The sequence below is a fragment of the Streptomyces soli genome (assembly GCF_003999195.1).
GTDB lineage: Bacteria > Actinomycetota > Actinomycetes > Streptomycetales > Streptomycetaceae > Actinacidiphila > Actinacidiphila soli.
This window is the reverse complement of sequence record NZ_RJVR01000222.1, coordinates 19,496-28,919: the sequence shown is the minus strand read 5'-3', so window position 1 is coordinate 28,919 and position 9,424 is coordinate 19,496. Positions and strand designations below refer to the sequence as shown.

General features: G+C 70.9%; 8 protein-coding genes, 1 pseudogene and 1 riboswitch. Of the genes and pseudogenes, 5 read left to right on the top strand and 4 right to left on the bottom strand.

All coding sequences use genetic code 11. The features are described from left to right. The 3 genes and pseudogenes from EFK10_RS21575 to EFK10_RS21565 all read left to right on the top strand — a co-directional run. A pseudogene (locus tag EFK10_RS21575) lies at window positions 1-474 on the top strand (hypothetical protein); the annotation flags it as partial. A gap of 11 nt (window positions 475-485) precedes the next feature. Continuing rightward, window positions 486-707 carry a hypothetical protein gene (locus EFK10_RS21570; RefSeq protein ID WP_127357297.1) on the top strand — a complete coding sequence of 74 codons (222 nt, stop codon included), beginning with the start codon at window positions 486-488 and terminating at the stop codon, window positions 705-707. Window positions 708-911: 204 nt separating this feature from the next. Beyond that, entirely contained in the window at window positions 912-3,323 is a 2,412-nt protein-coding gene (locus tag EFK10_RS21565; RefSeq protein ID WP_127357296.1) for an endonuclease/exonuclease/phosphatase family protein, read from the top strand. A gap of 66 nt (window positions 3,324-3,389) precedes the next feature. Here EFK10_RS21565 and EFK10_RS21560 read toward each other — a convergent pair whose 3' ends face one another. The 4 genes from EFK10_RS21560 to EFK10_RS47635 form a co-directional block, all read right to left on the bottom strand. After that, complete coding sequence (locus EFK10_RS21560) at window positions 3,390-4,439, bottom strand: NAD(P)-dependent alcohol dehydrogenase (RefSeq protein ID WP_127357295.1); 1,050 nt, start codon at window positions 4,437-4,439, stop codon at window positions 3,390-3,392. 87 nt (window positions 4,440-4,526) lie between these two features. Beyond that, the gene (locus EFK10_RS21555; RefSeq protein WP_127357294.1) at window positions 4,527-5,393 is read right to left on the bottom strand and encodes a helix-turn-helix transcriptional regulator; all 867 of its coding nucleotides are present in this window, start codon (window positions 5,391-5,393) and stop codon (window positions 4,527-4,529) included. A gap of 132 nt (window positions 5,394-5,525) precedes the next feature. Next, window positions 5,526-6,206: a hypothetical protein gene (locus EFK10_RS21550; RefSeq protein WP_240677377.1), complete on the bottom strand. Its 681-nt coding sequence runs from the start codon at window positions 6,204-6,206 to the stop codon at window positions 5,526-5,528. A gap of 10 nt (window positions 6,207-6,216) precedes the next feature. After that, entirely contained in the window at window positions 6,217-6,372 is a 156-nt protein-coding gene (locus tag EFK10_RS47635) for a hypothetical protein (protein ID WP_164836100.1), read from the bottom strand. Between the two features lie 154 nt (window positions 6,373-6,526). Between EFK10_RS47635 and EFK10_RS21545 the strand changes: the two genes are divergently transcribed. Together EFK10_RS21545 and EFK10_RS21540 are read left to right on the top strand one after the other, a co-directional pair. Beyond that, window positions 6,527-7,618 carry a PP2C family protein-serine/threonine phosphatase gene (locus tag EFK10_RS21545; RefSeq protein WP_240677376.1) on the top strand — a complete coding sequence of 364 codons (1,092 nt, stop codon included), beginning with the start codon at window positions 6,527-6,529 and terminating at the stop codon, window positions 7,616-7,618. A 311-nt stretch (window positions 7,619-7,929) separates the two neighbouring features. After that, window positions 7,930-8,070: riboswitch (cyclic di-AMP (ydaO/yuaA leader) on the top strand. A gap of 11 nt (window positions 8,071-8,081) precedes the next feature. Next, the gene (locus EFK10_RS21540) at window positions 8,082-9,290 is read left to right on the top strand and encodes a M23 family metallopeptidase (RefSeq protein WP_322973375.1); all 1,209 of its coding nucleotides are present in this window, start codon (window positions 8,082-8,084) and stop codon (window positions 9,288-9,290) included. The last annotated feature ends 134 nt before the right edge of the window (window positions 9,291-9,424 follow it).

The window sequence follows — 9,424 nt, the reverse complement described above, 5'->3', positions numbered from 1 at the left end:
GAGCCGGAGCCCGAGCCGGTTACCGAGGCGGTGGCTGCCGAAGCCGCGCCCGAACCGGTGGAAGCAGCCGCACCCGTGATCGAGGCCGAGCCGGCCACCCCGGAAGCCGAGGCCCCGGCCGCCGAGCCCGAGCCCGAGCCCGAGCCCGAGCCGATCGCCGAGGCCGCCCCCGAGGCCCCGGCCACCGAGCCGGTGCCGGCGCCGGAAGCCGAGGCTGCCCCCGCCGCCCCCTCCGACGTGCTGAAGACGACCCGCCCGCGCCGACCCAAGAAGCCCGCGCTCACGCCGGGGCGCCCGGTGACGGCGTACTCCGCGACCGAACTGACCGCCCTCGTGCGGTGGATCGACAGCGACGGCGAGAAGCGGACGGACGACGAACTCCTCCGCGCCGCCATGAAGGAGCTCGGCTTCTCGCGGATCGGCCCCCGGATCAAGGAAGCGCTCGGCGCCGCCGTGGGCGAGGCCCGCGCCTAGCTCCCGCGGTGTTGTCGAGGGCTCCGGTCACATCGGCCGGAGCCCTCGCCGCATCCCTGGCGGACGCGGTGCTCTGGAGCGTCGACACGGTACGCCCCGATGGGCTCCGCGTCGCGGTCTCCGAGCTGAACGCGGCCGGTTACCAGCAGCCGATCAGCCGGAAGACGCCCGTGCTGTCGGTCGCCCAGCTCACGGCGATCGCCACCAGCGGCACCTGGGCGAAGCTGGGTTGACTCGGGGCGCCCCCACCCTGGTCGGCGGGGTGGGGGCAACCGACAGCAACCCCTTTCCCCCCAAAAGACCCTCAGATTTAACCGTCAGCCTCTTGTCGTGCCCATGTCTACGCGCGTAACCTCAGCCGATCGCACGCCGTGAATTCGGCGTCCCGTGCCCAAGTGCCGCCCGTCCGCCGCACGTTGATCGGAGAGTCAACACTCGTGCCGTACCTCAGACGCATCGCACTCATATCGACCGGTATCGCCGGTTCCCTCGTGCTGACACCGCTGCCCGCCGCTTTCGCCGCGCCCTCGGCCACCGCCGTGATCGCGGAGGCGTACGGCGGCGGCGGGAACTCCGGCGCGACGCTGACGAAGGACTTCGTAGAGCTGGCGAACCGCTCAACGAGCGCGTACGCCCTGGACGGTTACAGCATCCAGTACCTTCCGGCCGCCGCGAGCGCCGGCTCGCTGTGGCAGGTCACGCCCCTGACCGGCTCGCTCACCCCCGGCGGCCGCTACCTGGTCTCCGAGGCGGCGGGCAGTGGCGGCACCACGGCCCTGCCGACCGCCGACGCGACCGGCAACATCGCGATGGCGGCCACCAGCGGCACCGTCGCGCTGGTCAAGAGCACGACCGCGCTGACCTGCAAGACGGCCACGGACTGCGCCGCCGACGCCAATGTGGTCGACCTGCTGGGCTACGGCACCGCTGTGGTCCGCGAGGGCACCGCCGCGCCGGCCGCGAGCAACACCAACGCCGTGACCCGCGCGGCCTCGCTCGCCGACACCGACGACAACTCGGCGGACTTCACCGCCGCTTCGCCGACGGCGACCAACAGCGCCGGCGAGACCGCGGGCGCCGGCGACGGCGGCGGCAGCACCGGCCCGACCGAGCCGGGCGCCTTCCGGATCCACGACATCCAGGGCAGCACCCGCATCTCGCCGCTCAAGGGCCAGAGCGTGAACGGCGTCCCGGGCATCGTCACCGGCGTACGGACCTCCGGGTCGAAGGGCTACTGGATCCAGGATCCGACCCCGGACGCCAACCCCGCCACCAGCGAGGGCATCTTCGTCTACACCGGCTCCGCCGTGCCCACCGTCGCCGTCGGCGACTCGGTCCTGGTCAGCGGCAAGGTCTCGGAGTACTACCCAAGCTCCTCCTCCCAGTCGGTCACCGAGCTCTCCGGCCCGACCTCCACCACCCTCTCCACCGGCAACGCCCTCTCCGCCGCCGTCGTCCTGGACGCCTCGACCATCCCCGACGCGTACACCCCCACCGCCGGCGGTGGCAGCATCGAGTCGCTGACCCTCGACCCGTCCACGTACGCCCAGGACTTCTACGAGGCCCACGAAGGCGAGCGCGTCCAGGTCTCGGACGCACGCGTCGTCGGCGCGACCACGGCCTACGGCGAGGTGTGGGTCACCTCCAAGCCGAACGAGAACCCGTCCGTGCGCGGCGGCACCGTCTACTCCTCGTACGACCAGCCCAACACCGGCCGCATCAAGGTGATGTCGCTCGACACCACCAACGCAGCCGTCCCGGCGGCCAACGTCGGCGACGAGCTGTCCGGCACCACCACCGGTGCGCTCGACTACGACGCGTACGGCGGCTACAACCTGCAGGCCACCACCCTCGGCACCCTCGTCGACAATGGCCTGAAGCAGGAAGTCACGCGCAAGCAGCACGACAAGGAACTGGCCATCGCCACATACAACGTGGAGAACCTGGACCCGTCCGACAGCGACGCGAAGTTCGCCCGCCTCGCCGAGGGCGTCGCCGTCAACCTCAACTCGCCCGACATCGTCAGCCTGGAGGAGATCCAGGACGACAACGGCGCGACCGACGACGGCACCGTCACCTCCGAGGCGACGCTGCAGAAGTTCACCGACGCCATCGTGGCGGCCGGCGGCCCGCGCTACTCCTGGCGCTACGTCACCCCGCAGAACGACACCGACGGCGGCGAGCCCGGCGGCAACATCCGCCAGGTCTTCCTCTTCAACGAGGACCGGGTCAGCTTCACCGACCGCGCCGGCGGCGACGCGACCACCGCCACGACCGTCGTCAAGACCAAGCACGGCGCCCAGCTCTCGGCCTCGCCCGGCCGGATCAACCCGACCAGCGACGCCTGGGACAGCAGCCGCAAGCCGCTCGTCGGTGAGTTCAAGTTCCAGGGCGAGACGGTCTTCGTCATCGCCAACCACTTCAACTCCAAGGGCGGCGACCAGCCTCTCGACAGCCGCTACCAGGAGCCGACCCGCTCCTCCGAGACCCAGCGCATCAAGCAGGCCACCGAGGAGAACGCCTTCGTCGACGAGATCCTCGCCGCCGACCCCAAGGCCCGTATCGTGGCCCTCGGCGACCTCAACGACTACGAGTTCTCGCCCGCGGTCAAGACCCTCACCGACAACGGTGCCGTCCTGACCGACCTCATCTCCACCCTCCCGGCCAACCAGCGCTACAGCTACGACTACCAGGGCAACTCGCAGACCCTGGACCACATCCTGACCAGCCCGGCCGTCACCCACTACGACTACGACGTCGTGCACATCAATGCCGAGTTCGCCGACCAGGCGAGCGACCACGACCCGCAGGTCGTACGGATCGATGTCAAGGAGTGCGGCAAGAAGTAGCGGGACGGAGGACGCTGGGCGGGCCCGAAGCGAATCGGGCCCGCCCAGCGCGCTTTTATCGCGGCGTCAGCGCAGCGACGCGACGTCGATCACGAAGCGGTAGCGGACATCGCTGGCGACGACCCGGTCGTACGCCTCGTTGATCTGCTCCGGTGTGATGAGCTCGATCTCCGCCCCGAGGCCGTGCTCGGCGCAGAAGTCCAGCATCTCCTGGGTCTCCCGGATGCCGCCGATCATGGAGCCGGCGAGCGACTTGCGGCCCGGGATCAGCGAGAACAGGTGCAGGGAGCCCGGCGTCTCGGGCGCCCCGACCACCACCATCGTCCCGTCCACCTTCAACAGGGACAGGTAAGCGCCCAGGTCGTAACCGCCCGAGACCGTGCTGACGATCAGGTCGAACGACCCCGCGAGCTTGCTGAACGTCTCCGGGTCACTCGTCGCGTAGTAGTGGTCGGCGCCGAGCCGCAGCGCGTCCTCCTTCTTGCGCTGCGACTGGCTCAGCGCGGTGACCTCGGCGCCCATGGCGTGGGCGATCTTGACGCCCATGTGGCCCAGGCCGCCGACGCCGACGATCGCCACCTTCTTGCCGGGACCGGCGTTCCAGTGCGCGAGCGGCGAGTAGAGCGTGATGCCCGCGCAGAGCAGCGGCGCCGCGACATCCAGGCTCAGGCCGTCCGGGATGCGGCAGACGTAGTTCTCGTCGGCGACGATGTGGCTGCTGTAGCCGCCGTACATCTTCTCGCCGTCGTAGCCGTCGCCGTTGTACGTCGGCACGTGGCCACGCAGGCAGTACTGGTCCTCGCCCCGCAGACAGTTCTCGCACTCCCGGCACGAGTCGACGAAGCAGCCGATGCCGACCCGGTCCCCGACCGCGTACTTGGTCACCCCGGAGCCGACCTCGGTCACGACACCCGCGATCTCATGCCCCGGCACCATGGGGAAGGACGCCTCACCCCACTCCTCCCGTGCCTGGTGGATGTCGGAGTGGCAGATACCGGCGTACGCGATCTCGATCAGTACGTCGTGCTCCCGGACCTGCCGGCGCGGGATCGTCGTAAGCTCCAGCGGGGCCTTGGGAGCGGGCGCGGCGTAGGCGTTAACGGTGGTCACGCTCATGGGGGGGTAATTCCAATCGTAGTTTTCCAGTTGGCCGGCAGCTCCAGTGCTGCCTCGAAGGCGGGCCCGGCTCGAAGGTGGCACCTTTTATCTGGCGTCCTTCGCGGGCGCGTTCGTGGTGGTCCAGTTGGCCAGCAGTTGCAGTGCGGCCTCGGAGGGCGAGCCCGGCTCGACCGTGTAGATGCACATCGACTGGCCGGCATCGCCGGGGAAGTTGATGTTCTCGTACGAGAGCGTCATGTTGCCGACCACCGGGTGGTGGTAGAGCTTGACGCCCTTGGTCTTCTCCCGCACGGCATGGTCGTCCCACCACGTGCGGAACTCGGGGCTCTTGATGGTGAGTTCACCGACCAGCTCGCTGAGCCGCCGGTCGTCGGGGTTGCGGGCCGCCTCGAAACGGAGGCTGGCGACCATGTCCGCCGCGTACTGCTCCCACTCGCGGTACAGCTCACGAGCCGACTCGTCGAGGAACATGAAGCGGATCATGTTCCGCTCGCGGTGCGGAAGCGCCTCGAAGTCGGTGATCAGGGCGCGGGCCAGCCGGTTCGAGGCCAGGACGTCGCCGTGCCGGCCGAGCACGAACGCCGGCGACCGGCCGTCCAGCGCCTCCAGCACCCGCCGGACCTCGGGCCTCACCCGCTGTACGCGGTTCGCGCGGTGCCGGGCCTGCCGCGGCCGATGCCGGGCCAGCTCGAAGAGGTACGTACGCTCCGACTCGTCCAGCCGTAGGGCCCGCGCCACCGCGTCCAGCACGGTCTCCGACACATTGAGGTCCCGGCCCTGCTCGAGCCGCGTGTAGTAGTCCGTGCTGACCCCGGCCAGCCGCGCCAGCTCCTCGCGCCGCAGCCCCGGCACCCTGCGGGCCGTCCCGCTCACCGGCACACCGGCGTCCTGCGGGCTCAGCCGCGCACGGCGGGTCCGCAGAAACTCCCTGAGCTCGGCGTTGTGGTCCATTCGTCCAGTATTGGCGGAAGACGCGACGAGTGGCGCGCCATACCTGGCCCTGTCAGACCCACCCCTGATCCAGCCCCGTCCGGCGTCTGAGGACGGGGGGAGGGCCGGGGGGAGGGCCGGGGTGAGGGCGGGCTATTTCTCCTCGGGAGCCGGCGGCCAGTTCAGCTCTGCCAGCCGCTCCTGGAACTGGTCGAGCCGCGCCTGAATCAGCGCCGCCTCCGCGGCGAGCTGCGGCAGCACCTCGTCCCGGCGGTCGGCCGGTCTGACCGGCGCGTCCGTCGTCACGTTCACCCAGTCGCCGGCCAGTCGGGCGAACTCCGTCAGCGGGAACAGCCTCAGCCCGGCCGCGCAGGCAGCGCAGGTCCCCCGCAGGGAGCGCCACCCGGGCAGGCCGGTCTCGGTCCGGACGAAGGCCTGGGCCGGGTGCCCGCAGCGGCACGGGCCGACCCGTACGTTGCGTACGCGCTGCCGTGCGTAGCGGATCCCGCGCTCGTACCGCGTGTACGCGCCCAGGACGCTGACCTGCAGGATCACCGCATCCCGGCAGTCCGTGGCGCAGGTCAGCTCCTGCGCCTCGGACGCCGAGTGCAGACAGTAGAACCCGCAGTCGCATCCCCGCGCCGGACTGCCGTGACGACGCCCGTAGCCGCACCGGGCGTCGTCCAGGGCGCCGTACACGATCCGGCCGCCGAGCGAGACGCCACGGAACCCGGTACGCGACCCGTCCCCCGAAAGCATGGGGAACGCGACCTTGTAACCGGTCGGCGGCACCGTCGGCCGCTCCTGCGGCAACCGCTCGCGGAACAACCTCACGAGCGGCACCTCACCGCGCCGAGACTTCGACCACCTGCCGGGGCTCGGCCGCCTCGGCCACTGTTTCCTGTGGCACTTCGTACGTATCGGGAACCCCGGCCGTGTCCTCGGCCGTGACTTCCACATCCTCCGCGAAACCGGTCGCGAGCGCTTTACCGAGCTTCATCGCAGCCTCCTTCGGGGCCCTTCGGGCTATTCCGGCATCATGACTCAGCCCTGGGCTCGGCACCAGTGGGCATGACTCGCCGCCCGGGAGCCCCGTCCCCCGTACGGTCCACATCCGCTCGACGCGGTCACCCCTCCCCGCCAACCTGAGACACGTGGGGAACCGACGAAAGCACCGCCAGACCGCGCTTGCCCGCCGGCTCCCCGCCCTCCTTATCGTGGCCGGCGTGGTCTTCGAGCTGGCCACCCCACCCGGCTTCACCGCGTCGCCGATCCTCGCTGTGGCCCCGATGGTCGCCGCCCCGCTGCTGTCGTGGCTCGGGACCGCCGCCACGGGCCTCGCGGCGGTCGGGGCGGACGTGGGCCTGACCGCGTACCACCACCACTTGGGCGACCCGATGCGGCTGACCGCCATCGCGACCATCGCGGCCATCGCCGTCCTCGCGCTCGGCGTCAACCGCCTCATAACCCAGAGCGACCGCCGCCTGAAGTCAGCCCGCGACATCGCCGCCGCCGCCCAGGTCGCCGTCCTGCCACCCCCGCCCTCCCGCCTCCCCGGCCTGACCGTGGCGGCGCGCTACGTCGCCGCCGAGTCGGACGCCCAGATCGGCGGCGACCTCTACGCCGTCCAGGACACCCCGCACGGCGTACGCCTCATCGTCGGCGACGTACGCGGCAAGGGCATGGGGGCCGTGCAGGCGGTCGCCGTCATCATCGGCGCCTTCCGCGAGGCGGCCGAGCAGGAGCCGACCCTCGACGGAGTCTCGGACCGCCTCGAACGCGCGCTCGAACGCGCGGGTGAGCTCCGCCGGGGCACCCTCGACCAGACCGAGGGCTTCACCACCGCCCTGCTCGCGGAGCTCCGCCCCGGCGACGACCGCCTGCGCCTGATCAACCGTGGGCACCCGCCCCCGCTGGTCGTCCACCCGGACGGCGCCGTCAACTCCCTGGATCCGGATCACCCCGCCATGCCGCTGGGCATGTCCGCGCTGGGCCGCTGGCCCGACGTCGTCGACCTCGCCGACTTCCCGCCCGGCAGCACACTGCTGGTCTTCACCGACGGCGTCACCGAGGCCCGGGACGCCCGCGGCCGCTTCTACGACCCGGAGGTTGCCCTCGCCGGCCGCGTCTTCTCCGGCCCGGACGCCCTGCTCGACGCGCTGATCACGGATGTCGAACACCACACGGGCGGCATGACGGTCGACGACATGGCGGTTCTGGCGCTCACCCGGCGCCGAATCCACTGAGACAGCCGGTGCGTCACCCCAGCCATTCCACGCTCTGCCCGTGCCCGTCCGTCAGCGCCACTGGCCGCCCGCTGTCGGCGGCGCCGAGCACCCCCGCTCACTCCAGGTGACCGGACGAGTGCCTTCCGAATAACAACTGACGCACACTCACGTCTCCCGGCGGTCACAGGAGTCACGACACTTTGCCCGCTTCTGGGCATTCCATCCGCATAGATTCCTGCTGTGAACTGCCCAGAGTGGCTTGGAATTCCCCTGCGCCTCTATTAACGTTCGATAACGCAGCGCGGTCGTCCCTCCGCCGAACTGGCGGCGCCGTGCGCTTGTCGAATCCCGTCCGCGGGAACCGGGGAACCACCACCCTGGGGTGAATCGGCTCTGCTCCGGCAGAACCGTAGGAGACCTTCCTGCTCCGAACCCGTCAGCTAACCCGGTAGACGAGAAGGAAGGAAAGGAGTGCGCCCGCGTGGCGTCGAACAAGCCTGCCCTCATACCGGATTCCCAGCACCATCAGTACGACGGGTACGAGTACACCGCCTGGGACACCGGCGAGTGGAACGTAGCGGCCGGCTGGACGGCACCGGCGACGGAGCAGACCGCACCATCGAAGAACGCCATCGACGGCTGGGACACCGCCGAATGGAACATGGCAGCAGGCTGGGAAGAGCTGCGTGAAGCCGCCGCAGCCGCCGGTCTGACGGACGCCGCAGCGCCTGCGGCGGAGTTCCACCCGGAGCCCGCGTTCGCCCCCGAGTCCGTGTTCGCGCCGGAGTTCGCGCCGGAGCCGGAGCTCGACGAGACCGGCACCGACGGCGATACCTGGAACCCCACCCGCGAGAACACGACCCCCGTACGGGGCCGTCACCGCGTCGCCAAGCAGCGCACCTTCGGCCGTGGTTCGGCCGTCTTCGGTGTCGCCGCCGTCGCCGTACTCGGCGTCAGCGGTGTCGCCACGGCGGAGGGCCACAACCCCCTCCCCGTATCGCTCCCGCACTTGCCCGAGGTGTCCGACATGCCTGGTATCGGTACGCTCCTGGGCGGCAACGACACAAAGGCCGCCGACCCCGCCAAGAACCTGGACATCAACGCCGGCGAGGCACTGCGCACCCGCATCCTCGACCAGGCCAGCCAGCAGAAGGCCGCCGCCGACGGCGCCGCCGCCGCGAAGGACGCCAAGGCCGCCGCGGCGCAGAAGGTGCGCGCGGAGGCCGCCGCCAAGAAGACCGCCGCGGCCGCGGCCAAGAAGAAGGCCGAGGCCGCCCGCCTCGCCGAACTCGCCAAGAGCTACGTCAAGCCGGTGGCCTCCTACACCCTCACCGCAGGCTTCGGCCAGACCAGCTCCCTGTGGACAACCGTCCACACCGGCCAGGACTTCGCCGCCCCCACCGGCACCCCGGTCAAGGCCATCCACGGCGGCACCATCACCTCCGCCGGCTGGGCCGGCTCGTACGGCTACCGCATCATCCTGACCCTGCCCGACGGCACCGAGCTGTGGTTCTGCCACCTCTCCTCGATGATCGTCACCTCCGGCCAGGTCTCCACCGGCGAGACCATCGGCCGCGTCGGCGCCACCGGCAACACCACCGGCCCCCACCTCCACCTCGAGGTCCGCCCCGGTGGCGGCGCCCCGATCGACCCGATGCCGTGGCTGCGCTCGAAGGGCCTGTCGGTCTAGGGCCTGTCCGGCCGATCTCCGTGGGAGAAGGAGCGGGGTCTGGCGCCTGCGATCGCAAGGCGGAGGAGGGAGGCGACGCGGTGGGGGCACTCCCCCAGCCTTCGGCCGGGGGGACCCCCACCCAGCCGCCAGGC